At 70.7% G+C, this 25427-nt stretch carries 21 protein-coding genes; all 21 read left to right on the forward strand.

The features are described 5' to 3' along the window. Window positions 1-2: 2 nt before the first annotated feature. The gene (locus tag MHZ35_RS04690) at window positions 3-1688 is read left to right on the forward strand and encodes a peptidoglycan D,D-transpeptidase FtsI family protein (protein ID WP_274615668.1); all 1686 of its coding nucleotides are present in this window, start codon (window positions 3-5) and stop codon (window positions 1686-1688) included. After that, window positions 1685-3106 (forward strand): UDP-N-acetylmuramoyl-L-alanyl-D-glutamate--2,6-diaminopimelate ligase, encoded by a 1422-nt coding sequence (locus MHZ35_RS04695; RefSeq protein ID WP_239434595.1) that lies wholly within the window; start codon window positions 1685-1687, stop codon window positions 3104-3106. The genes MHZ35_RS04690 and MHZ35_RS04695 overlap by 4 nt, the downstream gene beginning before the upstream one ends. Then, on the forward strand, window positions 3103-4473 hold the full coding sequence (locus tag MHZ35_RS04700; protein ID WP_239434596.1) for a UDP-N-acetylmuramoyl-tripeptide--D-alanyl-D-alanine ligase: 1371 nt from the start codon (window positions 3103-3105) through the stop codon (window positions 4471-4473). Before MHZ35_RS04695 ends, MHZ35_RS04700 begins: the two co-directional genes overlap by 4 nt. Further along, on the forward strand, window positions 4473-5543 hold the full coding sequence (gene mraY, locus MHZ35_RS04705) for a phospho-N-acetylmuramoyl-pentapeptide-transferase (RefSeq protein ID WP_239434597.1): 1071 nt from the start codon (window positions 4473-4475) through the stop codon (window positions 5541-5543). The genes MHZ35_RS04700 and mraY overlap by 1 nt, the downstream gene beginning before the upstream one ends. Then, window positions 5540-6829, forward strand: a complete 1290-nt coding sequence (murD, locus tag MHZ35_RS04710) for a UDP-N-acetylmuramoyl-L-alanine--D-glutamate ligase (RefSeq protein WP_239434598.1) — start codon at window positions 5540-5542, stop codon at window positions 6827-6829. The genes mraY and murD overlap by 4 nt, the downstream gene beginning before the upstream one ends. Next, window positions 6826-8055, forward strand: a complete 1230-nt coding sequence (locus tag MHZ35_RS04715) for an FtsW/RodA/SpoVE family cell cycle protein (protein ID WP_239434599.1) — start codon at window positions 6826-6828, stop codon at window positions 8053-8055. Before murD ends, MHZ35_RS04715 begins: the two co-directional genes overlap by 4 nt. Continuing rightward, the gene (murG, locus tag MHZ35_RS04720; RefSeq protein WP_239434600.1) at window positions 8055-9206 is read left to right on the forward strand and encodes an undecaprenyldiphospho-muramoylpentapeptide beta-N-acetylglucosaminyltransferase; all 1152 of its coding nucleotides are present in this window, start codon (window positions 8055-8057) and stop codon (window positions 9204-9206) included. Before MHZ35_RS04715 ends, murG begins: the two co-directional genes overlap by 1 nt. Continuing rightward, a complete protein-coding gene (murC, locus tag MHZ35_RS04725; RefSeq protein WP_239434601.1) occupies window positions 9203-10630 on the forward strand; it encodes a UDP-N-acetylmuramate--L-alanine ligase in 1428 nt (475 codons plus the stop codon). Before murG ends, murC begins: the two co-directional genes overlap by 4 nt. Beyond that, window positions 10627-10821 carry a hypothetical protein gene (locus MHZ35_RS04730; protein WP_239434602.1) on the forward strand — a complete coding sequence of 65 codons (195 nt, stop codon included), beginning with the start codon at window positions 10627-10629 and terminating at the stop codon, window positions 10819-10821. Before murC ends, MHZ35_RS04730 begins: the two co-directional genes overlap by 4 nt. Further along, window positions 10818-11732 carry a UDP-N-acetylmuramate dehydrogenase gene (gene murB, locus MHZ35_RS04735; protein WP_446741012.1) on the forward strand — a complete coding sequence of 305 codons (915 nt, stop codon included), beginning with the start codon at window positions 10818-10820 and terminating at the stop codon, window positions 11730-11732. Before MHZ35_RS04730 ends, murB begins: the two co-directional genes overlap by 4 nt. Window positions 11733-11775: 43 nt before the next feature. Next, on the forward strand, window positions 11776-12717 hold the full coding sequence (locus tag MHZ35_RS04740) for a D-alanine--D-alanine ligase (protein ID WP_239434603.1): 942 nt from the start codon (window positions 11776-11778) through the stop codon (window positions 12715-12717). Continuing rightward, the gene (locus MHZ35_RS04745) at window positions 12714-13694 is read left to right on the forward strand and encodes a cell division protein FtsQ/DivIB (protein ID WP_239434604.1); all 981 of its coding nucleotides are present in this window, start codon (window positions 12714-12716) and stop codon (window positions 13692-13694) included. The genes MHZ35_RS04740 and MHZ35_RS04745 overlap by 4 nt, the downstream gene beginning before the upstream one ends. Before the next feature lie 10 nt (window positions 13695-13704). Then, window positions 13705-14964, forward strand: coding sequence for a cell division protein FtsA (gene ftsA / locus MHZ35_RS04750; RefSeq protein ID WP_125961446.1), 1260 nt, complete (start codon window positions 13705-13707; stop codon window positions 14962-14964). Between the two features lie 112 nt (window positions 14965-15076). After that, entirely contained in the window at window positions 15077-16561 is a 1485-nt protein-coding gene (ftsZ, locus tag MHZ35_RS04755; RefSeq protein WP_239434605.1) for a cell division protein FtsZ, read from the forward strand. 138 nt (window positions 16562-16699) lie between these two features. Continuing rightward, window positions 16700-18661 carry a tetratricopeptide repeat protein gene (locus MHZ35_RS04760; RefSeq protein WP_239434606.1) on the forward strand — a complete coding sequence of 654 codons (1962 nt, stop codon included), beginning with the start codon at window positions 16700-16702 and terminating at the stop codon, window positions 18659-18661. After that, a complete protein-coding gene (locus MHZ35_RS04765; RefSeq protein ID WP_446741013.1) occupies window positions 18658-19827 on the forward strand; it encodes a deoxyguanosinetriphosphate triphosphohydrolase in 1170 nt (389 codons plus the stop codon). Before MHZ35_RS04760 ends, MHZ35_RS04765 begins: the two co-directional genes overlap by 4 nt. 212 nt (window positions 19828-20039) lie before the next feature. Further along, window positions 20040-21764 carry an arginine--tRNA ligase gene (gene argS / locus MHZ35_RS04770; protein ID WP_239434607.1) on the forward strand — a complete coding sequence of 575 codons (1725 nt, stop codon included), beginning with the start codon at window positions 20040-20042 and terminating at the stop codon, window positions 21762-21764. Continuing rightward, the gene (locus MHZ35_RS04775) at window positions 21764-22513 is read left to right on the forward strand and encodes an SPOR domain-containing protein (RefSeq protein ID WP_239434608.1); all 750 of its coding nucleotides are present in this window, start codon (window positions 21764-21766) and stop codon (window positions 22511-22513) included. Before argS ends, MHZ35_RS04775 begins: the two co-directional genes overlap by 1 nt. A gap of 365 nt (window positions 22514-22878) precedes the next feature. Next, window positions 22879-23886 (forward strand): glycoside hydrolase family 3 N-terminal domain-containing protein, encoded by a 1008-nt coding sequence (locus MHZ35_RS04780; RefSeq protein WP_239434609.1) that lies wholly within the window; start codon window positions 22879-22881, stop codon window positions 23884-23886. Between the two features lie 216 nt (window positions 23887-24102). Then, window positions 24103-24831: a segregation and condensation protein A gene (locus tag MHZ35_RS04785; protein ID WP_125961440.1), complete on the forward strand. Its 729-nt coding sequence runs from the start codon at window positions 24103-24105 to the stop codon at window positions 24829-24831. Beyond that, complete coding sequence (gene scpB, locus MHZ35_RS04790; protein WP_132883240.1) at window positions 24828-25406, forward strand: SMC-Scp complex subunit ScpB; 579 nt, start codon at window positions 24828-24830, stop codon at window positions 25404-25406. Before MHZ35_RS04785 ends, scpB begins: the two co-directional genes overlap by 4 nt. Window positions 25407-25427 lie beyond the last annotated feature (21 nt).

Below are 25427 nucleotides of genomic sequence, written 5' to 3' on the forward strand. Positions count from 1 at the left end.
CGATGACTCAGCGCCAGGGTGATGGCGGCCGGCATTCGCTGGTCGCCATCGCGCATGTGCGGCTGATGATCGTGCTGCTGCTGTTCGCGGCGGGCGTGGCAATGGTGCTGCTTCGGCTGGCGACGCTCGCCATCTCGACCTCGCCCGCTTCCTCGCGGGATGCGGCGGCGGCGCTGGTGCCGCTGCGCGCCGACCTCGTCGACCGCAACGGCGCGCCGCTTGCCCGCACCATCGATGCCTGGTCGATCGCGGTGCGACCGAACAAGGTGATCGGCGACAAGGCGCTGCTCGCCGAGCAACTCGCGGCGGTCCTTCCCGAGCACGACGCCGGCTATTACCGCCGCATCCTGCAGGGGGAGGCCACCTTCCGCTATCTCCGCCGCCGCGCGCTGCCGGAGCTGGTGGGGCAGGTGAACGCGCTGGGCGAGCCCGGCATCGTCTTCGCGCGCGAGCCGGAGCGGCTGTATCCGCAGTCGACGCTCGCCGCCCATGCGCTCGGCTATCTCGACATGGACGGCCGCGGCATGCGCGGCATGGAGCGCTACCTCGACACCCGGCTGACCGACCCGGCAGAGCGCGGCCAGCCGGTCGCGCTGTCGCTCGACGTGCGCGTCCAGGCCGCGCTGGAGAGCGAGCTCAGCCAGGCGATGGCGCGCTTCCAGGCGGTCGGTGCCGCCGGCGTCATCCTCGACGTCGATTCGGGGGAGGTGATGGCGATGACCTCGCTTCCCACCTTCAATCCCAACAAGGTGACGAGCGGCGGGTCCGAGCTCAACATCCCGACCCAGGGCGTCTACGAGCTCGGCTCGACCTTCAAGCCGCTCACGGTCGCCGCCGCGATCGAGACCGGCGTCGTCAGTTCGATGAGCAAGCGCTACGACGCGACCCAGCCGCTGCCGATCGGTCGCTTCCGCATTCACGACGACCACGCCGAGCGCCGCTGGCTCAACATTCCCGAGACGCTGGTCCACTCGTCCAACATCGCCACGGCGCGCATCGCCGACGAGATGGGCGAGGCGCGGATGCGCACGCTCTTCCGCAGCCTGGGCTTCGACACGCCTCCCAGCATCGAGATCGAGAAGGCGCGCCCGATCTGGCCGACCTTCTGGGCACGGACCACGACCATGACCTCCGCCTATGGCCATGGCATCGCGGTGACGCCGCTCCACCTCGCGACCGCCTACGCGACCATGGTCAACGGCGGCATCTGGCGCCCGGCGACGCTGTTGAAGCGTGAACCGGGCACGGTTCCGAAGGGCCGGCGCGTGTTCAGCCAGGCGACCAGCGACCGCATGCGCCAGCTGCTGCGCCTGGTCGTGCAGGAAGGCACCGGCCGCCGCGGCGAGGCTCCCGGCTTCCGCGTCGGCGCCAAGACCGGCACGGCCGAGCGCGTGTCGGGCGGCGGCTATTCCAAGAAGGTCAACGTCTCGACCTTCGCGGCGGCTTTCCCGATGGACCACCCGCGCTATGTGGTGATCGCGATGCTCGACTCGCCCAAGGGAACCAAGGAAACCTACGGCTTCACCAGCGCCGCCTGGACGGCCGCGCCGGTGGCGTCGCGGGTGATCAGCCGCACGGGGCCGCTGCTGGGCGTGATCCCGGATGCGCGGGCCGACGTCGACACGAGCGAATTGCGCGGGCTGCTGTGGCATCCCGCTGGCCAGGAAAAGAGCGCGGGACCGGAATGAAGTTGGGAACTCTCCTCGGCACCGAAGGCGGTCCGACCGTCACCGGCTTTGCCATCGACCATCGCAAGGTGGCCCCGGGCACGATCTTCGGCGCGTTCGAGGGTGCGACCGTCAACGGCGAGGATTTCATCCCCGCAGCCGTAGCCGCCGGCGCCATCGCCGTCGTTGCTCGGCCAGAGGCGGTAGTCCAGGGCGCAGTCCACATCGCCGACCGCAACCCGCGCGAGCGCTTCGCCCGTCTGGCGGCGGCGTTCTTCGCGCCGTTCCCGGAAACCGCGGTCGCGGTGACCGGCACCAACGGCAAGACCTCGACGGTCGAGCTCACCCGCCAGCTCTGGCGCATGCAGGGGCATCACGCCGCCTCAATCGGGACGCTGGGCGTCACCACCGCCGACGATCGCGTCTCGACCGGCCTGACGACTCCCGACGTGGTGACATTCCTTTCCAACGTCGCCGGCCTCGCCCGCGAGGGCGTGACCCACGTCGCGTTCGAGGCATCGAGCCACGGCCTGTCGCAGTACCGCACCGAAGGCCTGCCGGTCCGCGCCGCCGCCTTCACCAACCTCAGCCGCGATCACCTCGATTATCACGGCGACATGGCGACCTATTTCACCGCCAAGCTGCGCCTCTTCTCCGAAGTGCTCGACCCGGACGGCACGGCCGTCGTGTGGGTGGACGATCCCCACGCTGATCGCGTGATCGACCTTGCCCGCATGCGCGGCAACCGGCTGCTCACGGTCGGCGAGCATGGCGAGACGCTGCGCCTCGCCGGCCGCGACCCCACCTTGCTGGGTCAGACGCTCATGATCGAGGCGGAAGGAGAGACCCACAAGGTCAACCTGCCGCTGATCGGCGCCTATCAGGCTGCCAACGCGCTCACCGCCGCCGGGCTGGTGCTGGCGACCGGCGGCGATCTCAAGGCGACGCTCGCGGGCCTCTCCCGGCTACAGCCGGTGCGTGGCCGGCTGGAGCGCGCGGTCATCACCCGCAGCGGCGCGCCGGTGTACGTCGACTATGCGCACACGCCGGATGCGCTCGAGGCGGCGATCGCCGCGCTGAAGCCCCATGCCGCCGGCCGCCTGATCGTGGTGTTCGGCGCCGGTGGCGACCGTGACACCGGCAAGCGCAAGCCGATGGGTGCGGCAGCCGCCGCCGGGGCCGACCTGGTCATCGTCACCGACGACAATCCTCGCAGCGAGGATCCGGCCGCCATCCGGGCGCAGGTGCTCGAAGGGGCGCCGGACGCCCGCGAGATCGGCGGCCGCCGCGACGCGATCGCCGCCGCCATCGCGGAAGCCGGACCCGAGGACATCGTGCTGCTCGCCGGCAAGGGGCACGAACAGGGGCAGATCGTCGGAGATTTGGTGCTGCCGTTCGACGACGTCGCGGTGGCACGGGAGTGTGCGGGGACGGCATGACACCCTTGTGGACCTCGGCCGAGATCGCGGCTGCCACCGGCGGCACCGCCTCGGCCGAATTCGCGGTCGGCGGCGTCACCTTCGACTCGCGGGAGGTGGCGCCCGGAGACCTGTTCGTCGCGCTGAGCGGCGAGGCGACCGACGGCCACCGCTTCCTTGACGGGGCCTTCACCCGCGGCGCCGCCGGCGCGCTGGTGTCGGCCGACACGCCGCATCCGAGCGTGCGGGTGGAGGACACCACGGCCGGGCTCGAGGCGCTCGCCCGTGCCGCCCGCGCCCGCACGGACGCGACGGTGATCGGCGTCACCGGCTCGGTCGGCAAGACCGGCACCAAGGAGGCGCTGTTCGCAGCGCTCGACCGCGGCGCGCCGGGCGCCGCACACCGCTCGGTCAAGAGCTACAACAACCACACCGGCGTGCCGCTGAGCCTCGCGCGCATGCCGGCCGCCACCCGCTTCGGCGTGTTCGAAATGGGCATGAACCACGCGGGCGAACTGGCGGCGCTCACCCGCATCGTGCGCCCGCACATCGCGGTCGTCACCACCATCGCCCCGGCGCACACCGCCTTCTTCGCCTCCGAAGCCGCCATCGCCGACGCCAAGGGGGAGATCTTCCAGGGTCTGGAGCCCGGCGGCACCGCCATCATCCCATTCGATAGTCCCCACCGGGATCGCCTGATCGCCGCGGCCCGCCCGCATGCCGGCCGGATCGTCACCTTCGGTCTCGGCGAGGGAGCGGACGTGCGTGCGGTCGAGCATGTCGCGATCGGCACCGGCGGCACCTTCGTCATCGCGCAACTCGGCGCTCGCGAGCTGAGCTTCACCCTCGCGCCTCCGGGCGTGCACTGGGTGGCCAACGCAATGGCCGTGCTCGCGGCTGTCCATGCGGCCGGCGGCGACCTCGCCCAGGCAGGCCTCGCGCTCGCCGACCTGCCGGGCCTTCCCGGCCGCGGCGCACGCACGGAGATCGCGATCGGCGAGGGCAGTGCGCTGCTGATCGACGAGAGCTACAACGCCAATCCCGCCTCGATGCGTGCGACGCTCAAGGTGCTGGCCGAGGAGCCGGGCCGCAAGCTCGCGGTGCTCGGCGAAATGCGCGAATTGGGGGAGGCGAGCGACCGCTTCCACGCCGAGCTGGCGGGCCCGCTCGGCGAAGCGGGGGTTTCGCACGCCATATTGGTGGGCGCGGGCATGAAGGCCCTTGCCGAAGCCCTTGAGGGCACGGTCGATTTCGTCCATGTGCCCGACGCCGCTGCCGCGCAGGACCGCCTTTTGGCGCTGCTTGCGCCGGGCGACGCGGTTCTCGTCAAGGGCTCGAATGGGGTGGGGCTGGCAGCCGTGGTCGCGGCGCTGGCGGAAAGAGGCTGATGCTGTATCTGATCGCCGAGACGCTGGGCTTTCCGGGCGTCCTCAACCTCGTCCGCTATCTGAGCTTCCGCAGCGGCGGTGCCGTCGCGACGGCGCTGTTCCTTGGCCTCATCATCGGCCCCTGGTTCATCGGCTGGCTGCGCGTTCGCCAGGGCAAGGGGCAGCCGATCCGCACGGACGGGCCGCAGACCCATCTCGCCAAGGTCGGCACGCCCACCATGGGCGGCCTGATGATCCTGACCTCGATGACGCTGTCCATCCTGCTGTGGATGGACCTGCGCAACCCGTTCGTCTGGGCCTGCCTGTTCGTGACGCTGGGCTTTGCGGCGATCGGCTTCCTCGACGACTATGACAAGGTCCGCAAGGCGAGCACCGCCGGCGTGCCGGGTCGCGTCCGCCTGCTGCTGGAATTCGTGATCGCCGGCATCGCAAGCTGGCTGATCATCCGGGAGACGGGCACTCAGCTCTACGTGCCCTTCTTCTCCAACGTCGCGATCGACCTCGGGCCGTTCTACGTCGTCTTCGCCGCCTTCACGATCGTGTCGTTCGGCAATGCCGTGAACCTGACCGACGGTCTGGATGGCCTTGCGACCATGCCGGTCATCATCGCCTCGGTCGCGTTCATGGTCATCGCCTATCTGGCGGGCAACGCGAAGTTCGCCGGCTATCTCGGCATTCCCTATGTCGCAGGCGCGGGCGACCTCGCGATCCTCTGCGGCGCGATCGCGGGGGCGGGGCTCGCCTTCCTCTGGTTCAACGCGCCGCCGGCGGCCGTGTTCATGGGCGATACCGGCAGCCTGGCGCTCGGCGGCGCGCTCGGCGCGATCGCGGTGACCGCGCACCACGAAATCGTGCTCGGCATTATCGGCGGCCTGTTCGTGGTGGAGGCGCTCAGCGTCATCATCCAGGTGTTCTTCTACAAGCGCACCGGAAAGCGGGTGTTCAAGATGGCCCCGATCCACCATCATTTCGAACAGCTCGGCTGGGCGGAGGCGACGGTGGTGATCCGCTTCTGGATTGTGGCACTCGTGCTGGCATTGGCCGGCCTGTCGACGTTGAAGCTGCGATGATCGTCGCGGGCGGCTGGTCCGGCAGGCGCTATGCGGTGCTGGGGCTTGCACGCTCCGGCATCGCCACGGTCGACGCGCTGCTTGCAGGCGGCGCGAGCGTCACCGCCTGGGACAGCGATCCCGCACGCCGTGACGCCGTGAGTGGCGCCACGCTTGCCGACCCGCTGGAGATCGACCTCGCGCGCTTCGACGGCGTGATCGTGTCGCCGGGCGTGCCGCTCAACAGCCATCCGATCGCCGCCAAGGCAGCCGCCGCGGGTGTGCCGGTCCTCGGCGACATCGAGCTGTTCGCACAAGCTCGCGCCGACCTGCCGCCGCACCGCGTCGTCGGCATCACCGGCACCAACGGCAAGTCGACCACGACCGCGCTGATCCACCACATCCTCCAGACGGCGGGCGTCCCGACCCTGATGGGCGGCAACATCGGCCTGCCGATCTTGGAGCAGCAGCCGCTTGCCGCCGGCGGCGTCTATGTGCTCGAATTGTCGAGCTACCAGATCGATCTTACCACCACGCTCGATTGCGACGTGGCGGTGCTGCTCAACATCACGCCGGATCACCTCGACCGCTACGACGGCTTCGACGCCTATGCCGCGTCCAAGGCGCGGCTGTTCGCGATGCAGTCCGCTGGCCATGCCGCGATCATCGGCATCGGCGACACGCCCTCGGCGCTCATCGCCCGCCAGGTCGCGCAAGCGGGCCGCAGCGCCGACCTGACCAAGATCGCCCCCGGGGTCTGCATGGACCAGTCGCGCTGGCCGTCGCTGCAGGGGCCGCACAACGCCCAGAACGCGCTCGCCGCCATCGCCGCGTGCGAGGCGCTGGGCGTCGACAATGCCGCCATCGACGCCGGCCTCGCGAGCTTTTCCGGCCTGCCGCACCGCATGCAGCGGGTGGGGGAGGTGAACGGCGTCGCCTTCATCGACGACAGCAAGGCGACGAACCCCGAGTCCGTCGCGCCCGCGCTCGCCGCCTTCCCGCGCATCCACTGGATCCTGGGTGGCAAGCCCAAGGGCGACGATCTCGACGCCTGCCGCCCCGGCTTCGGCCATGTCGTGCGCGCCTACACGATCGGTGAGGCGGGGCCCCGCTTCGCCGAAGTGCTGGCCCCCGACATGCCGGTGGAGGAAGCGGGCACGCTGGACGCAGCCGTCCGCGCCGCCGCCGCCCGTGCGAAGCCGGGTGAGGTGGTGCTCTTGTCGCCGGCCTGCGCCTCGTTCGATCAGTTCAGCGACTATGCCGAGCGTGGGCGCGCCTTTGCGCGCGCGGTGGAGGACCTGCGATGACCGATGTTGCGCGCGCCGCTTCTCTCCGTGCCGATCCCCTGCGCGAGCGCGTCCAGCGCCATGTCGGCCGCGGCGCCCGCTCGCCGATCGGCCTGTGGTTCCGCGACATCGACCGGGTGCTGCTGCTGATCGCGATGCTGCTGGTCGCGCTCGGGCTGGTCGCCGTCGCCGCCGCCAGCCCCGCTACCGCGGTGCGCTATTCCAGCGGCGCGGTGAAGATCCCGGCGATGGCCTATTTCTGGCGCCAGGCGCTGTGGGTGGTGCTGTCCTTCCCAGTGATGATCGGGGTTTCGATGCTGCCCGCGACGGCGGCACGGCGCTTTGCGCTGGGCGGGGCCGCCGTGTTCCTGGTGCTGCTGATGGCGACGCCGCTGATCGGGGTCGAGATCAACGGCGCCCGGCGCTGGATCGGGGTCGGGATCAGCCAGTTCCAGCCCTCCGAGTTCCTCAAACCGCTGTTCATCGTCGCCACCGCCTGGATCCTGTCGTTCCGCGCCAAGGACCCGCACCTGCCGGTCGTGCCGATCACCGGCGCGCTCACCGCGCTGGTGGGGTGCGTGCTGATGCTCCAGCCGGATTTCGGCCAGACGATCATCTTTGGTTCCGTTTGGCTGACGCTGCTGATGATCGCGGGCATCTCCACCCGGATCATGGCGCTGCTCGGTGCGCTCGGCGCGGGCGGCGTGGTCGCGGCCTATGTATTCTACGACACGGCCCGCATCCGCATCGACAGCTTCCTCTTCCCCGATCCCAACGCCGTCCACACCGACAGCTACCAGACCGACATGGCGCATGCGGTGCTGACGGCCGGCGGCATCACCGGCACGGGTCCCGGCGGCGGCCGCATCAAGTTCAAGCTGCCGGAAGCGCACACCGACTATATCTATGCGGTCGTGGGCGAGGAGTTTGGCCTGATCGCCTGCGCCGCGATCGCGCTCCTGTTCCTGGCGCTGGTGGTGCGCGTGTTCGTGCGGCTGCTGGACGAGGAAGATGCCTTCCGCCTGCTCGCCGCCGCCGGCCTTGCCGTGCAGTTCGGATTGCAGGCGCTGATCAACATGGCGGTGAACACCGGCATCGCGCCGTCCAAGGGCATGACGCTGCCGTTCATCAGCTATGGCGGCTCCTCGATGATCGCGCTGTCGCTCGGCATGGGACTGCTGCTCGCTTTCACGCGCCGGAACCCGTATCTGACGCGATCTCCCTACGGTACCCGGTGGAACGGTTGATGCGCGGATCGAAACATTATGTCCTGGCAGCTGGCGGCACGGGGGGGCACATGGTCCCCGCGGCAGCCCTTGCGACGGAGCTGACCGCGCGCGGCCACCGCGTCGCGCTGGTCAGCGACGAACGCGGCGTCCGTTTCCCAGGGCTGTTCGACGGCGTCCAGACCCACGTGCTTCCCGCCGGCCGCCTCCAGGGCGGGCCGCTGGGCTGGCTGCGCGCCGGGCGCGAGATGCTCGCCGGCCGCGCCATGGCGATGGCGCTCTACGACACCTTCCAGCCGTCTGCCGTCGTCGGCTTCGGTGGCTATCCCGCGCTTCCGGCGCTGCTCGCGGCCTTTGCGCGCAAGGTGCCGACCGTGATCCACGAGCAGAACGCCGTCCTCGGCCGCGTCAACCGCTTCGTCGCCGGGCGCGTGAACGCCATCGCGACCTCGTATGAAGACGTGCAGCGGCTGAAGCCCGCCTATGCCGGCAAGGTCCACCTCGTCGGCAACCCGGTGCGCGAGTCCGTGCTCGCCCTGCGCGACCGCCCGTTCCCGACGCCGGAGGAAGACGGCCTGTTCCGCGTGCTGGTGACCGGCGGCAGCCAGGGTGCGAGCATCCTCAGCCAGGTCGTGCCCGACGGCCTCGCGCTGCTTCCGCTGCACTTCCGCCGCCGCCTGCAGGTGACGCACCAGGCCCGCCTGGAGGACATCGACCGCGTGCGCGCGCAATATGCCGAGCACGGGATCCCGGCGGAGATCGCCACCTATCTGCCCGACCTGCCGGAACGGCTGGCCTGGAGCCATGTCGTGATCGCCCGCGCCGGTGCCTCGACCATCGCCGAGCTCACCGCGGCCGGCCGTCCGGCGATCCTGGTGCCGCTCCCAAGCGCCACCGACGATCACCAGACCGTCAACGCGCGCGAGATCACCCAGGCGGGCGGCGCACGCACCATTCCGCAGACCGCCTTCACCCCGACGGAGCTCGCCAAGCAGATCCAGAAGCTCGGCCTGGAGCCGCAGGCGCTGGAGAATGCCGCGCTTCGCGCGCGCAGCTGCGGCCGCCCCTATGCGGTCCGCGACCTCGCCGATCTGGTCGAGAGCATCGACTCGCCCCCAGCCAGGATCTCGAGCGGATCGGCCAAGCCTGCCGTGCGGGAGGCGCTGGCATGAAGGGCGTCGCAACCGACATCGGCACGATCCACTTCGTCGGCATCGGCGGCATCGGCATGTCCGGCATCGCGGAGGTGATGAAGAACCTGGGTTATCGCGTGCAGGGCTCCGACGTGGCGGAAGGCTATGTCGTCCAGGGCCTGCGCGACCGCGGCATCCCGGTGGCGATCGGCCATGCCGCCGCCAACCTGGGCGACGCGGCGGTGGTGGTGACCTCGACCGCCATCCAGCGCGGCAACCCGGAGGTCGAGGCTGCGCTCGCCCGCCGTGTGCCGGTCGTCCGCCGCGCGGAAATGCTCGCCGAGCTGATGCGCCTGAAGTCCACGGTCGCGGTCGCCGGCACCCATGGCAAGACGACCACCACCTCGCTGATCGCAGCCCTGCTCGACGCCGGCGGGGTCGACCCCACCGTCATCAACGGCGGCATCATCAACGCCTATGGCTCCAACGCGCGGCTGGGCGCCAGCGACTGGATGGTGGTGGAGGCCGACGAGAGCGACGGCAGCTTCCTGCGCCTGGACGGCACGATCGCGGTCGTCACCAACATCGATCCCGAGCATCTCGACCACTATGGCTCGTTCGACCGCGCCAAGGACGCCTACGTCGAGTTCGTCGAGAACGTGCCCTTCTATGGCGCGGCGATCCTCTGCCTCGATCATCCGGAAGTGCAGGCGATCATCCCGCGCGTGCGAGATCGGCGGATCGTGACCTATGGCTTCGCCGCCCAGGCCGATGTGCGCGGCACCAACATCGTATCGAAGGACGGCTGCAACCGCTTCGATGCGGTGGTGCGGGAACGCGACGGCAGCCAGCGCACCATCGCCGGCATCGTCCTGCCGATGGCCGGGCGCCACAACGTCCAGAACGCGCTCGCCGCCATTGCCGTCGCGATCGAGATGGGCATCGACGATGCCACTATCGCCAGCGGCTTCGGTGCCTTCGGCGGAGTCAAGCGCCGCTTCACCAAGGTCGGCACGGTCGCCGAGCCGGCGATGACGGTGATCGACGACTATGCCCATCACCCGGTCGAGATCCGCGCGGTGCTCTCCGCTGCGCGCGAAGCGTCGGCCGGGCGCGTGATCGCGGTCGTCCAGCCGCACCGCTATTCACGGCTCGGCGCGCTGATGGATGAGTTCGCGCAAGCGTTCAACGATGCCGATGCGGTCTATGCGCTCCCCGTCTATGCGGCGGGTGAGGCACCGGTCGAGGGCGTGAGCGGGGAGGCGCTGGCCGAGCGCATCTGCCGTCGCGGCCACCGCTCCGCACGCTCGGTCGCGGATGCCGCGGCGCTCGCACAGCTGCTCGCCGCCGACGCGCGCGAGGGCGACCTGATCGTCTGCCTGGGGGCAGGGGACATCACCAAGACCGCCGCCGGCCTCGCGGATGCGATCGTCCAGGCAGCGCGCGTGGAGCAGGCGGCATGAGCGACTGGTTCAAGACCGCGACTGAGGCGCAGCGCGAGCTCTTCCGCGCCCATGAGGCGCAGGTGGATGCCGTCCGCCGCATGCTCCAGGCCGGTAGCCAGGCCGCCGATTTCCAGGACGCCGGCCGTCGCGCGGCAGAGGCGCAGTGGAAGGCATGGCTCGCCTGGGCGAAGCTGTGGGGCTGGAAGTGAGCACCGCCCTCCGCCTGGATACGGCCGCGCTGCCTCCCGTTGCGGGCAAGGTCGAGCCGCAGGGCTCGCTCGCCGACTTCATCTGGTTCCGTACCGGTGGGCCGGCAGAGTGGCTGGTGCGCCCCGACACGGTCGAGGCGCTCGCCGAACTGCTGCGGCAACTCGATCCCGAGGTACCGGTGCTCCCGGTCGGCGTCGGCTCCAACCTGATCGTGCGCGACGGTGGCGTGCCGGGCGTAGTTGTACGCCTGCCCAAGGCGATGGCCCGCGTGTCCGTCGAACCCGGCAACCGCGTGCGGGCAGGGGCAGGGGCGATGGGGATCACCGTGGCCTCCGGCGCACGGGACGCCGGCATCGCCGGCCTGGAGTTCCTCCGCGGCATCCCGGGCACGATCGGCGGCGCGGTACGGATGAACGCCGGCGCCTATGGCCGCGACACCAGCGATATTCTGGTCGAGGCGACCGTCGTCACGCGCGAAGGCACGATCCAAATCTGGCCCGCCGAGCGGCTGGGCTACACCTATCGTCATTCCGAGCTGCCGGCCGGCGCGGTCGTCGTCGAGGCGGTGTTCGAAGGCACGCCCGGCGACCCGGCCGCGATCGGCGCGGAGATGGATCGCATCGCCGCCGAGCGCGAGGCCTCGCAGCCGCTGCGCAGCCGGACCGGCGGGTCGACCTTCAAGAACCCGGACGGCCACAAGGCCTGGGCCCTGATCGACGCCGCCGGCTGTCGCGGCCTGCGCCGCGGCGACGCGCAGGTCAGCGAAAAGCACTGCAACTTCCTCCTCAACCTGGGGTCGGCCAGCAGCGCCGAGATCGAGGCGCTGGGCGAGGAAGTGCGCGCACGGGTGAAGGCCCATTCCGGCGTCGAGCTGGAATGGGAGATTCAGCGCGTGGGACTTGCCAAGTGATGCCGCGCACCCTCGTTCTGGCCGCGAGCCAAGGAGTTTCCCTGTGACCGAGCGCACCCTTCACATCGCCGTGCTGATGGGCGGCTGGTCGGCCGAGCGTCCGGTCTCGCTGATGTCGGGCACGGGCGTCGCGGATGCGCTGGAGTCGCTCGGTCACCGCGTGACCCGCATCGACATGGATCGCGACGTCGCGCTGCGCTTGGCCGAGGCGAAGCCGGACGTGGTGTTCAACGCGCTCCACGGCTCGCCCGGCGAGGACGGCACCGTGCAGGGCATGCTTGACCTGATGGGCCTGCCCTATACCCATTCCGGGCTCGCCACCTCGGTGATCGCGATCGACAAGCAGCTCACCAAACAGGCGCTGGTCCCGCACGGCATCCCCATGCCCGGCGGCCGCATCGTCGCGACCGAGGAGCTGTTCGAGCGCGATCCGCTGCCGCGCCCCTATGTGCTGAAGCCGGTCAACGAGGGTTCGTCGGTCGGCGTCGCCATCGTCACCGACGAGGGCAACTACGGCAACCCGATCGCCCGCGAGGCGACCGGCCCCTGGCAGGAGTTCGACGAGCTGCTGGCCGAGCCGTTCATCCGCGGTCGCGAGCTCACCACGGCGGTGCTGGGTGACCGCGCGCTCGCCGTCACCGAGCTGCGGCCCAAGTCCGGCTTCTACGACTTCGACGCCAAATACACCGAGGGGCTGACCGAGCACGTCTGCCCGGCGGAGATCCCAGAGGACATCGCCGAGGCGTGCAAGGCGATCGCGGTCGCCGCGCACCAGCGGCTCGGCTGCCGCGGCGCGTCGCGCTCCGACTTCCGCTGGGACGACAGCCAGGGCGTTGAGGGTCTGTTCCTGTTGGAGGTCAACACGCAGCCGGGCATGACACCGCTCAGCCTGGTGCCCGAACAGGCGCGCGCGGTGGGCATGTCCTATCCGCAGCTGGTGCAGTGGATCGTCGACGAGGCACTCACCCACGGAGCGACCGAATGAGCCGTGCAAGTTCCCGGCGCCCGGCACCGGCGCGGACGGTGAAGCCCAAGCGCCGTCCGCAGCCCAAGCGCCAGCGCCGCGCCTCGATCCTCGACCACGCCGTGGCCCGCGTACCCGGCGGCGAGGCGACGGTGCGCAAGGCGGCGGCCTGGGGCATCACCGCGCTGGTCGGCGGGGCTGCGATCGCCGCGGCCGGGTGGCTCGGCGTCTTCGGCCTGGTCGGCACCGCGATGGCAGAGGGGATCGGCAGCCTCGGCTTCCGAGTCGCCCAGATCGAGGTCACCGGCCTCAAGCGCATGGACGCGAACTCCGTTTACGCGGTCGCGCTGGACCAGCGTTCCCGCGCAATGCCGCTGGTGGACCTGAACGGCACCCGCGACCGGCTGCTCGAATATGGCTGGATCGCCGATGCGCGCGTCTCCCGCCGGCTGCCCGACACCCTCGTGATCGACGTGGTGGAGCGTGATCCGGCGGCCGTCTGGCAGAACAACGGCCAGCTGATGCTGATCGACCACAAGGGCGTGCTGCTCGACGAGGTGCCCGCCCACGCGATCCCGCGCCTGCCGCTGGTGATCGGGGAGGGCGCCAACGCGCAGGAGCCGGCCTATCAGCGCCTGATCGCCGCCGCGCCGGCGCTCCGCCCGATGGTGAAGGCCGCGACCTGGGTCGGCAATCGCCGCTGGGACCTGCTGTTCCAGTCGGGCGAGACGCTGGTGCTGCCGGAAGGCGAAAAGGCCGCGGCGAATGCGCTCGTCAAGTTCGCGCAGATGGACGGCACCATGAGCCTGCTGGGCAAGGGCTATGCCCGCTTCGACCTGCGCGATCCCAGCAAGCTGGTGGTGCGCATGGCGCCGGGTGCCGCAGCCGCGCCCGCGGCCGACGATGCCGCGCCCAGCAACGCGGCGGAAGGGGCTGCGCCTGCCGGCCAGGGCAATGAGACAGGCAGCGTAGAGACAGGCAGCACGGGCGTCGTTTAAGGGGCAGGCGATGGCGAAGGTAGCACCGGAAGGATTGATCACCGCACTCGACATCGGATCGTCGAAGGTGTCGGCGCTGATCGCGCAAAAGGGGGACGGCGGCGAACTGGTGGTGCTCGGCACCGGCCAGCGCGAGAGCCGCGGCGTCAAGCGCGGCTATATCGCCGACATGAAGGCGACCGAGACCGCCGTGCGCGAGGCGGTGGAGCAGGCGGAACGCATCGCCGGCCTCAACATCGAGGACGTGTGGGTCAGCTTCTCGGCCGGCGGGCTCCTGTCCGACATCGTCAAGCTGGAGGTCGACCTGGGCGGTCACCGCGTCGAGCAGTCGGACGTGGACGCGCTGCTGAAGGCCGGCCGCAACGCGATCGATCCGGGCGCGCTGATGGTGATGCACGCGCAGCCGATGCGCTATTCGCTCGACGGCCTCGGCGGGGTGCGCGACCCGATGGGCCTCCATGCCGATCGCCTGGGCGTCGAGATCCACGTCGTCGCGACCGAGGGTTCGCCGGTCCGCAACCTCGATCTCTGCGTCCGTTCGGCGCACCTGGAGGTGAAGTCGATCATCGCCGCGCCGGTCGCGACCGGCCTCGCCTGCTTGTCGGAGGAGGAGCGTGAACTGGGCGTCGCGCTGGTGGAGATCGGCGCGGGCGTCACCAACGTGTCGGTGTTCGCCAACGGCGTGCTCACCGGCCTCGCCTCCATCTCCATGGGCGCCGCCGACATCACCGACGACGTCGCCTCCGCCTTTGGCACCGGCCGCAACCAGGCCGAGCGGCTGAAGTGCTTCTACGGCTCGGCCAACATGAGCCCGCGCGACAACCACGACATGATCGACGTGGCGCCGGTCCGCCCCGACGAGGATGCCGAAGGGACCCGCATCACCCGCGCGCAGCTGATCGCGGTCATCCGCCAGCGGCTCGACCGGCTGATGGCAGAGATCCAGAAGGAATTGCGCAAGCTGAACTTCGACGATCCCGTCGGGCGTCAGGTGGTGCTGACCGGCGGCGGTGCGGAGCTGAAGGGCATCGCCGACTATGCGCAGCAGGCGCTCGGCCGCACCGTCCGGGTCGGCCGTGCGCGCGGGTTGACCGCGTTGCCGGAGGCGCATTCGGGTCCGGGCTTCGCCACGCTCGCGGGCCTGGCGATGTTCGCGGCGTCCGATCCGGTCGATCTCAGGGCGATCCAGCCGACCCATCAGGTGGTCACCCGGCCCAGTCCGATGGCGATGTTGCAGCGCCTGATGGCCGCCTTTCGGACCAACTATTGAAGATTCGCTACGGATGGTGCTGATCGGGGGTAGATGCCCCCAAGCCGTTGGTGCAGAAGAAACTAGTTAGGCGGTTGCTGGCCAGCGGCCGGCCCGCTTCGGGAGATCAGGAATGAGCATCGAATTTCTTCCGCCGGACCTCGACGATCTGACGCCGCGCATTTCGGTGATCGGCGTCGGCGGGGCGGGCGGCAACGCCATCGCGAACATGATCCGCGCCGAAGTGCAGGGCGTGGAATTCCTGGTCGCCAATACCGACGCGCAGGCGCTCAAGCAGTCGGACGCGCCGCAGCGCATCCAGCTGGGCGTCAAGATCACGCAGGGCCTGGGTGCCGGCAGCCGGCCGGAGATCGGCCGTGCCGCGGCTGAGGAAACCATCGAGCAGGTCCAGGAAGCGCTGCAGGGCGCGCACATGTGCTTCATCGCGGCCGGCATGGGCGGCGGCACCGGCACCGGTGCGGCGCCGGTGATCGCCAAGGCGGCGCGCGAGATGGGCATCCTGACCGTCGGCGTCGTGACCAAGCCCTTCTCGTTCGAGGGCAAGAAGCGCGCCCGCTCGGCCGACGCCGGGATCGAGGAGCTTCAGAAGTACGTCGACACCCTGATCGTCATCCCGAACCAGAACCTGTTCCTGATCGCCAACGCCAACACGACCTTCAAGCAGGCGTTCGAAATGGCGGACGAGGTGCTGCAGCAGGGCGTGCGCGGCATCACCGACCTGATGGTCATGCCCGGCCTCATCAACCTCGACTTCGCCGACGTCCGCTCGGTGATGCAGGAGATGGGCAAGGCGATGATGGGCACCGGCGAGGCAGAGGGCGACAGCCGCGCCATCGAGGCCGCGCAAAAGGCGATCGCCAACCCGCTGCTCGACGGCGTGTCGCTGAACGGCGCCAAGGGCGTGATCGTCTCGATCACCGGCGGCGACGACATGCGCCTGCTCGAGGTGGACGAGGCCGCGAACCACATCCGCGAGCTGGTCGACGACGACGCCAACATCATCTGGGGTTCGGCGTTCAACCCGGAGCTCGAGGGCAAGATCCGCGTGTCGGTGGTCGCCACCGGCATAGAGGCGAGCTCGCCCGCGCAGCAGGCGGCGATCGCCGCCGAACCGGCGCGCACCTCCTTCTCCTTCGGCGGCAGCCGTCGTCCCGCTCCGGCGGGCGAGCCGCAGGCGGTCGAGGCTCCGGTCCAGCCGGTAGCCCAGCCGGCACCGGCCCCGCAGGCGGCAGCGCCCCAGGCCCAGCCTGTCGCGGCCCCGCAGCCGGCACCCCAGCCCGCGCCGCAGCCGCCCGTGGAGGATGCCGACGAGCTGGTGCTCGGCGCGGACACCATGGTTCCGCAGCAGGCCGCTCCGGCTCCGGCGCCCACGCCGTCTGCCGACGAGCCGCGCCCCGGCTTCGAGGCACGTCGTCGCTGGCTGACCCCGGGCACCGAGGCGGCAGCAGGCGAGGAGCAGGGCAGCGGCCGCAGCCGTCCGGGCGGTACCCTGTTCGAGCGCATGGCGAACGCCGGCCGCGCTCCGGCACGCGGGGACGAGACGGCCAAGGAGCCGCTCGACATCCCGCGCTTCCTGCACCGCCAGAACAACCAGTAAGGTCGGTGGCCGGGCGCCTCCCTGGGGTGCCCGGCCATCTCCCCGCACGCAGTTCGTCCCCTGGGGGCATCGTCTGGTCGCCTGGTCAGCGGCGCACAACTTCCGTATTCCGCTCGCGCCTCTAAGGTGGCTGCACCCATGAACCGTTTCCCGACCACCGGTCGCGGGGCGTTGCTGCCAACGCTGCTCGCCGCCTCCTGCCTCGCTTTGGCGCAGGCGAGTCTGCAGCCCGCATGGGCGCAGGCGATCGTCCAGCAGCCGACCCCGAACGCGGACCGCCTGTCCGAACAGATGCGGATCCTGGCGACCAGTCCCAACGACCTCAACGCCCTGATCGAGGCCGGCCGCCTGAGCACACGCCTCGGCGACCCGCAGGCATCGGTGCAGTTCTTCGCCCGGGCCGAGAAGGTGGCGCCCGGCGATCCCCGCGTCCTCGCAGGACGTGCCTCCGCGCTGCTGTCGATGGAGCGGCCGGGGGAGGCGATGCGCCTCTTCGCCGCGGCCGAACGCGCGGGTCTGGCGCCTCGTTATTTTGCGGCCGATCGCGGGCTCGCGTTCGACCTGCTCGGCTATCCCACCAACGCGCAGCGCGATTACCGGCTCGCGCTTTCCGTCGATCGGGATGACGAGATCGTCCGCCGCCTCGCGCTGTCGCTCGGCATCACCGGCGACGTCCGCGCCGCCAACCAGCTGCTCGATCCGTTACTGCGCCAGAGCGACCGTGCGGCGTGGCGCGTCCACGCCTGTGTCCTGGCGATGCAGGGCGATGCGGCCGGGGCCGACCGGATCGCCGCCACCATGCTGCCCGGCTTCGGCACGCAGCTCGCGCCCTTCTTCCGCCGCCTGCCGTCGCTCTCGCCGGCCGATCGCGCCTTTGCCGTGCATTTCGGCCGCCTGGGGACGACGCCCGCCCGCATCGCCGATGCCCGGCTTGCGCCCCCGATCGTGCCCGCACCGCGCGCGGAGGCGCCGGTCGCCGTCGCCGCAGTAACTACCGCCGTGCAGCCAGCCCAGGCGGCCACGCGCACCCGCAAGCTGTCTCGTCGGGAACGTCGCGAGGCCGCGGCCGCTGCCCGCCGCGAGACCGAGGCTCGCCAGCGCGAGGCCGAACTTGCCGCCGCGCGCAAGGCGGAGGCCGATCGCGTCGCCGAGGCGGCGCGCGTGGCCGAAGCCGCCCGCGCCGCTGAGGCCGCACGCCTCGCCCAGGTCGCACGCGCGGCCGAAGCGGCCCGGACCGCTGCAGCTGCCGAGACGGCCCGCCGGGTCGAGGCCGAGCGCGTCGCCCAGGCGCAGCGTGCCGCAGAGGCTGCCCGGCTCGCCGAGGCGCAGCGCCTGGCGGAGGCCGCCCGGCTCGCCGACGCGCAGCGTGCCGCTGCTGTCGCGGCCGCGCAGGAGGCGCGCGACGTCGCTGCCGCCGAACCCAGGCAGGTCGCCTCGGCGCCCCAGCCGCCGGCGCCCGCGCGCAGCGATGCCGCCGCCGCGGCGACCGACACCACGCTTGCGACCATCATCCGCAACCTGACGATCCCGGCGACCGAGCTGGGCGTCGCGCCGCTGCCCTCCGCCGCGGCCGCACCGGTGACCCCTGCCGCCACGGTCCCCGCTGCGCCCCCGGTTCGTGTCGAGCCCGCCCGGCCCGAGCCCAAGCCGACGCCTGCTAAGGCTGCCGCGGCACGCGAGACGGAAAAGCCCGCCGCCAAGGAGCCGGCAACCAAGGCCAAGGATGCCGCCGCAAAGCTCGGCAGCGCCAAGGCGGCAAAGGACGACCCCAAGGCCGCGACCGCAAAGGGCAAGGCGAAGACCCCGGCCAAGCCCGATCCCGTCAAGCGCGATCCTGCGCGCACCTGGGTGCAGGTCGCGGGCGGCGCCAACAAGGCGGACCTGCCCAAGGCGTATCGCGCGCTGGGTGCCAAGGCCGCGGCGCTCAAGGGGCGCGCGGCGTGGACCACCCCGCTGCGTGCCACCAACCGGCTGCTGGTGGGGCCGTTCAAGACCGACGACGAAGCGCAGACCTTCGTCAACACGCTTGCCAAGCAGGGGCTCTCCGCCTTTGTCTGGGCCAGCGAACCTGGACAAAAGATCGAGCAGCTTCCCAAGTGACCAGACAACAGGCGCCCTGGGCGGCGGACCCTCGGGCGCACGGCGGACGCCTGCATGACGAGGGCAACGAGACGGCGCGCGGCCCCCGCGACGCGTTCCAGCGCGATCGCGACCGCATCATCCACTCGATCAGCTTTCGGCGCCTGCGTCACAAGACGCAGGTGTTCATGGCACCCGACGGGGACCATTTCCGCGTCCGCCTGACCCACAGCCTGGAGGTCGCGCAGATCGGCCGCGCCATCGCGCGCGCGCTGGGATTGAACGAGGACCTGACGGAGGCGCTGTGCCTCGCGCACGACATCGGCCACCCGCCGTTCGGCCATGCCGGTGAGGATGCGCTCAAGGACGCGCTGCTGGAGGCAGGCGGCTTCGACCACAACGGCCACACGCTGCGCACGCTGACACGGCTCGACAGCCCGTACCCGCGCTGGCGGGGGCTCAACCTCACCTGGGATACGCTGGAGGGGCTCGCCAAGCACAACGGCCCGATCCGCCGCCCCGGCTGGGCACTGGCCGACGTGGACGCCGCCTTTCCGCTGCGGCTGGGCGAATGGTCCTCGCTTGAGGCGCAGGTCGCAGCACTCGCCGACGATATCGCCTATGACAATCACGACATCGACGACGGCCTGCGCGCTGGGCTGTTGACGTTCGACCAGATGCTGGGCGTGCCGATCGTCGCGGAGCGCTGGGACGAGGTGCGCGCGCAATTCCCGGACGACGCGCCCGATCGTCTGGTGGGAGAGCTGATCCGCGCGCAGATCGGCGCGATGGTCAACGACCTGATCGCCGAGACCCGCCGCCGCATCGCCGACGCGGGCGTGCAGAGCGTCGCCGACGTGCGCGCCTGCGGCCGCTGCCTCGTCGGCTTCTCCGACAAGGTTCGCGATCAGGAGCGCACGCTCAAGCGCTTCATGTACGCCAACCTCTACCATCATCCCTCGCAGCTCGCCGCCGCGGATGCCGCGCGCACGGTGGTGACCGGGCTGTTCGCCGCATATCGGGCCGACCCCACGCTGCTGCCCGGCGGCTGGCGCAGCGATCTCCCCGCCGACGAGCCCGGCCGCAGCCGCCACATCGCCGACTTCATCGCCGGCATGACGGACCGCTTCGCCATCGCCCGCTACCGCGAGCTGGTGGGCGAGGTGAGCCTGCCCGAGGGATTCTGACCCGCGGCGGACGGGAGAACCCGTGTTCCCGCGAAGGCGGGAACCCAGGGCCACACGAAACCACCACCCGTTGCGTCTGGAACCCTGGGCTCCCGCCTGCGCGGGAGCACTGCGGCGGAATAGGCCCGCAATCCCACTTTCGTCAGGATGATGGTTCAAGCGAACGGAAAACTCCTCTACAGCCGCGCCTGATTTTCACCACCGGAACGCCCATGACGCTGTACGCACGCTTTGCCGCCCATCTCGATGCCGCCCTGGACGCGCTGGTCGCGGCGGGCGACCTGCCCGAGGGGCTGGAACGACGCGCCGTCACGGTGGAGCCGCCCCGCGACGCGAGCCACGGCGATCTTTCGACCAACGCCGCGATGGTGCTGGCCAAGCCCGCGCGCACCAATCCGCGTGCGCTCGCCGAAAAGCTCGCCGCCGAACTCGGCAAGCTCGACGCCGTGGCCGAAGTGTCGGTCGCGGGCCCGGGCTTCATCAACCTGACGCTGACCGACGACACCTGGCGCGACGAGCTGCGCGGCATCATCCAGGCGGGCGGCGATTACGGCCGCTCGACGATGGGGGCGGGGACCACCGTCAACATCGAATACGTCTCGGCCAACCCGACGGGTCCCATGCACATGGGCCATTGCCGCGGCGCGGTGGTCGGCGACGCGCTCGCCAGCGTGCTCGAGTTCGTCGGCCACAAGGTGATCCGCGAATATTACGTCAACGACGCCGGCGGCCAGGTCGACGTGCTCGCCCGCTCGGCACACCTGCGCTACCGCGAGGCGCTGGGCGAGACGATCGAGATCCCGGAGGGCCTCTACCCCGGCGATTACCTCAAGCCGATCGGCGAGAAGCTCGCGGCCGAGCACGGCGCCCGCTTCGTCGACGCGCCCGAGAGCGAGTGGCTGGCGATGTTCCGCAAGGAGGCCGTCGCCGCCATGCTCGTCATGATCAAAGACGATCTGGCGCTGCTCGGCATCCACCACGACCTGTTCTCGTCCGAGGCCGAGCTTCAGGCGGCCGGCAAGCCCGAGGCGGCCGAGGCGTGGCTGCGCGAGCGCGGCCTCGTCTACGACGGCGTGCTCGAAGCACCCAAGGGCGAGACGCCCGAGGACTGGGAGCCGGTTGAGCTGCCGCTGTTCCGCTCCACTCAGTTCGGCGACGACCAGGATCGCCCGATCAAGAAGTCCAACGGCCAGTGGACCTATTTCGGCGCCGACCTCGCCTATCATTTCCAGAAGGCGCAGACCGCCGACCAGCTGATCGACATCTGGGGCGCCGACCACGCCGGCACCGTCAAGCGCATCGTCGCCGCCGTCCAGGCGCTGACCGAGGGCAAGACCCGCTTCGACGTCAAGCTCGTGCAGATGGTGCGCCTGCTGCGCGCCGGCGAGCCGGTGAAGATGTCGAAGCGCGCCGGCAACTTCGTGACGCTCGCGGACGTGGTGAAGGAAGTCGGCAAGGACGTCGTCCGCTTCACCATGCTCACCCGCAAGGCGGATGCGCAGATGGACTTCGACTTCGCCAAGGTGGTGGAGGCGTCCAAGGACAATCCGGTCTTCTACGTCCAGTACGCCCATGCGCGAGTCGCCTCGCTGCACCGGCGCGCGCGGGAGGCGGGGATCGAGTGCGACACGGTCGACCTGTCCCGGCTTGATACGACGGAGCTGCGCCTGGTGAAGCGCGCCGCCCAGTTCCCGCGCGTCGCGGAAGCCGCGGCGACCGCGCGCGAGCCGCATCGCATCGCCTTCTATCTCTATGATCTGGCGGCGGAATTCCACGCCGCCTGGAACATGGGCAACGACGATCCGTCGCGCCGCACCCTCCAGCCCGACGATCCGGCGCTCACCTGCGCGCGGCTTTTCCTGGCCGACGCAATCGGGCAGATCATCCGCAACGGGCTCGCCGTGATGGGGGTCGAGGCCGTCGAGGAGATGCATTGATGGCCGAACGGCTGGCGACGGGCATGCACGCACGCGACGAGGATCGCCTGCCGTGGCTGGAGAGCGTCGAGCCCCCGCCCGAGGCGACTGCCTCGCTGTGGCGGGTGCTGCTGCTCGTCCTGGTCGGCATCGCCGTGCTCGGCGGCGTCATCTGGGCGGCGCTCAACTTCGGCGCGAACGTCACGGGCGGCGGCGGTGGCAACGGCGCGATCATCACCGCGGAGAAGGGTCCGTACAAGGTGAAGCCGGACCAGCCCGGCGGCATGGAAGTGGAAGGCACCGGCGACACCGTCTTTGCGACCAGCGAAGGCCGGGACGGGGGCGCCGCGACTGTCGACCTGAGCAAGGTGCCCGAGGCGCCCGTCCTGGGCCAGGCGGCACCGGCACAGGCGCCCGCCGCGACCCCGTCCGAGGGTGCGGCCAAGGTGGTGGCAGCGGTTCCGGCCTCCGCCGGCCAGCTCCAGGCCCGCGCGCCCGCCCGCCAGGCGGCAGCGGCGCCGGTCCGCACCGCCTCCGGCTCGGTGGTCCAGCTCGGCTCCTTCCCGCAGGCAAGCGTCGCCAACAGCAGCTGGCAGCGCCTCACCAAGCGCTTCGGCTATCTCGCCCCGCTCACCCCCTCGATCGAGCAGGCCGAGGTCAACGGCAAGACCGTCTACCGGCTGCGCGTCGACGCGGGCGACGCTCCCAAGGCGGGCGAACTGTGCGGCAAGCTCAAGCTCGCCGGCGAAGGCTGCTACATCGCCCGCTGACGCGTCCGTTTTCCCGACACCGTAACCCCGGCGAAGGCCGGGGCCCAGTTGGGTGACCGAAGCGAAGGCGCAGCGCACCTCGCCGCCGCTTCCTACCAGTGTCGTAGGCCCGACGGGACCAAACCCGCCGCGCTCCTGCGAAAGCAGGAGCCCAGGGTTCCAAGCACCGCAAGGCGTTAGTCTGCTTGGCCCTGGATTGCTGCCTGCGCAGGAACACGGGTAAAGGACGGCGGCCCCCGTTCCGCAGAAGTCACGCCTTCGCGGGAGTACGCCCCTCTCGGAGGCGGGCTCGCTCCGCAGATGCGCGCGACGAACCCCGCCCTCGGGGTGTTCTAATCCCGCCTCCAAGCCGCTAGGCAGCGGGCATGAAGCCCGTGATCTTCGGCCTGTCCGGCCCCGCGCTCACCGACGGTGAAGCCGCCTTCTTCCGCGATGTGGAGCCGGCCGGCTTCATCCTGTTCGGCCGCAACGTCGTCGACCGCCCGCAGCTGCGCGCGCTCACCGATTCGCTGCGTGCGCTCACCGGCCGCGACGACCTGGCGATCCTGATCGACCAGGAGGGCGGGGCGGTCTCTCGCATGAAGCCGCCCGAGTGGCCGGCATTTCCTGCCGGTGCCGCCTTCGCCCGGCTGTGGGACGTGGCCCCGGCCTCGGCGATCGAAGCCGCCCGCGCCAATGCCGAGGCGATCGGCCACACGCTCGCAGAGGTCGGCATCACCGTCGACTGCCTGCCGCTGCTCGACGTGCGCCAGCCCGACACCACCCCCGCCGTGGCCGAGCGCACCTATGGCGCTGATCCGCTGCAGGTCGCCGCGATCGGCCGCGCGGTGCTCGACGGACTCGCCCGCGCCAGTGTCGTCGGCGTCGTCAAGCACATGCCCGGCCACGGCCGTGCGGTGGTCGACAGCCACCTCGAACTACCCGTGGTCGACGCCGATGCCGCGGCACTGGAGCAGGACATGGCGCCGTTCCGTACCTTGGCGAATGCGCCGATGGGGATGACCGCGCACGTCGTCTATCGCGCCTGGGATGCCGAGCGCCCCGGCACCCTCTCGCCGACCGTGATCGGAGAGGTGATCCGCGGCCGCATCGGCTTCGACGGGCTGCTGATGACCGATGACATCGACATGAAGGCGCTGTCCGGGACCGCCGGCGAAAAGGCCGCGGCTGCAATCGCCGCCGGCTGCGACCTGGTGCTCGACTGCTGGGCCCGCATGGACGAGATGGTCGAGATCGCCGGCCGCCTCGGCGAGATCGCACCCGAAAGCCGCGCAAGACTGGATCGCGCCATGGCGAGCGTGACCCGCCCTGCCGAAGCGACCGACATCGCTCCCCTGATCGCAAAGCGCGACGCCCTCCTGGCGCTCGCCTGAACCAAACGCGCTGCTCCTTCTTCGTACCCCGGCGAAGGCCGGGGCCCAGTTGGGAAGGCGGCGGTAAGGGAGTGCAACCCCCCGCCAGGACACCGCAACTGGGGCCCGGCCTCCGCCGGGGTACGGGTTGCACGCTGGGTTAGCCGCCTGCGACGCTCAGACGCGCACGACGCCGCCCCTCTGGCAATCCGCACGCGGACCCTGTCTAACACCCTCATGGAAACGGACGACACGCTGACGGTGGAGGTGGAGGGCTGGGAAGGCCCGCTCGACCTGCTGCTGGCGCTCGCCCGGACGCAGAAGGTCGACCTGCGCGAAATCTCGATCCTGAAGCTGGTCGAGCAATATCTCGCCTATGTCGAGCAGGCGCGCGCGCTGAAGCTGGAACTCGCCGCCGACTATCTCGTGATGGCCGCCTGGCTCGCCTTCCTGAAGTCCGCGCTGCTGCTGCCGCGCGACCCGGAGGCGCAGCCCGACCCGGAGGAACTGGCGCTCCGCCTGCAACTCCGCCTCGAGCGGCTGAACGCAATGCGCGAGGCCGGTGCCCGCCTGCTCGCGCGCGACCGCATCGGCCGCGACGTCTTTCCGCGCGGTGCACCCGAAGGGCTGCGCGTCCTGCGCCAGACGATCTGGCAGGCCGAGATCTACGACCTGGTCGCCGCCTATGGCCGGGTGAGCGCGCGCACCCGCCCGGTGCTCCACATCGTCCAGCATCGCCCGGTGATGACGCTGGAGACCGCGATCGAGCGGGTGTCGGCGATGCTCGGCACTCATCTCGACTGGACGGTGCTGGAGCGCTTCCTGCCCGAGGATGCCGACGCCGCCTTCCGCCGCTCGGCGCTCGCCTCCAGCTTCCTCGCGGCGCTGGAGCTCGCGCGGCAGGGGAAGGTCGAGCTCGACCAGAGCGCCCCCTTCGCGCCGCTGCGCATCCGGGCGATCCGGTGAGCACTGCACCCGACGAACTGGTTCGCGCGGTGGAGGCGGTGCTGTTCGCGGCCGACTCGCCGATGAGCGTCGCCGCGATCCGCGCCTATGTGGGGGAGGGGGCGGACGTTCCGCGTGCGCTCGACCAGCTCGTCGCCGATTACGCCGGCCGCGGCATCGCGCCTGTCCGCCGCGGCGACCGCTGGCATTTCGAGACCGCGCCCGATCTCGCCCGCTTCCTGCGCCGCGATCGCGAGGAGCCGCGCCGCCTGTCCCGCGCGGGCATCGAGACGCTGGCGATCATCGCCTATCACGAGCCGGTCACGCGCGCCGAGATCGAGGCGATTCGTGGGGTTCAGGTGGCAAAGGGCACCATCGACGTGCTGATGGAGGCCGGTTGGGTGCGTCCCGCCGGCCGTCGCGAAGTGCCGGGCCGGCCGCTCACCTACGCCACTACGCCCGAATTCCTGACCCACTTCGGCCTTCGCACGCGCCGCGATCTGCCGGGAATGGACGACTTGCGCGCCGCCGGCCTGCTCGATCCGATCGACGTTGCCCTTGCGGGCGAGCTAGAAAGCGGCGACGAGAGCGACTAAGTGGGCGCCAACGCGTAATGG

The organism is Sphingomonas sp. ACRSK (assembly GCF_022346685.1).
GTDB lineage: Bacteria > Pseudomonadota > Alphaproteobacteria > Sphingomonadales > Sphingomonadaceae > Sphingomonas > Sphingomonas molluscorum.